Origin of the sequence: Achromobacter pulmonis (genome assembly GCF_002885955.2) — a bacterium.
In the GTDB taxonomy this organism is placed as follows: domain Bacteria; phylum Pseudomonadota; class Gammaproteobacteria; order Burkholderiales; family Burkholderiaceae_B; genus Achromobacter; species Achromobacter pulmonis_A.
On sequence record NZ_POQS01000042.1, the window covers coordinates 1 to 992 of the forward strand.

A 992-nucleotide genomic window follows, 5' to 3' on the forward strand; every position below is an offset into this window, starting at 1 on the left:
GACCTTGGACTCGGCCCAGCGTCGCCCTTGCTCGGTTTCGATGGCGGCGACAAACCGGGCCCCACGCAGGCTGGCCATATCGGTAGGGTGCCTGTCTGTGCGGGTTTCCATGAACGTGTCCATGGGCGCGTTGGTGGCGTAGTCCCCCAGGATGGTGGCCAGGGTGTTCACGAACACCGATTTGCCGTTGGCACCCGTGCCGTACAGGAAGAACAGCGCGTGCTCGCGTGTGGATCCAGTCAGCGCATACCCTGCCATCCGGGCAAGATAGGCTTGCAGTGCCTGATCACCGCCCGTGACCTCATGGATGAACTGCCGCCAGGTGGGGCAATCACCCGCGGGGGTGGCCGTCGTGATCTTGGTCAGTCGGTCCAGACGGTCGTGGGAGCGCAGCACGCCATTCTTGAGATTCACCACGCCGCCTGGCGTGTTGAGCAGCCAGGGGTCGGCATCCCACTCGTCGGCGGTGGCGGCATGACGCCGATCGGAGCGTGCGAGCCGCTCCAAGCCAGCCACCGTGCCACTGCTGGCGAGTTTGGCGGCCACCCGGTGAGAATCAGCCTTGAGTGCGGCCTCCCGACAGATCTGGCGCATCAGGTGGTGCGCCGCCAGAGTCTCCTCGGTTTGCCAGCGCTTGCCAGTCCAGAACACCCACTTTCCCCACAACGCGACATAGCGCCAGTCCTGGGCGTACCGACCCGAGAAAGTCAGCGCCAGTGCGTCTTCGGTGGCCCACACCGATTGCTCGGTCGGATCCGCTGTCTGCGTGGTGTCTGGCGTTGAAGGCTGGAACTGGATGCGCTCACCGTGGGCAAGGAAGGCCTCCACATCAAAGCCCTCAGCAATGGCGTCGGCTGCGTCCCAGCCATCCGCACTCCCTTGGGGGTCTTGCGCCGTAGGATTGGACGGCGGCATCAACACCGCGCATTGCTGGGCACCTGCTGCCATGACCGCCTCGGCGGCATTCATCGCGTACTCCCAGCCGGGTTTGT

General features: G+C 65.0%; 1 protein-coding gene. It reads right to left on the reverse strand.

The genetic code is table 11. The annotated features are described in order from the left end of the window. Nucleotides 1-992, reverse strand: a 992-nt coding sequence (locus C1I89_RS33705) for a phage/plasmid primase, P4 family (protein WP_258231586.1), incomplete at both ends; no start/stop codon positions are given.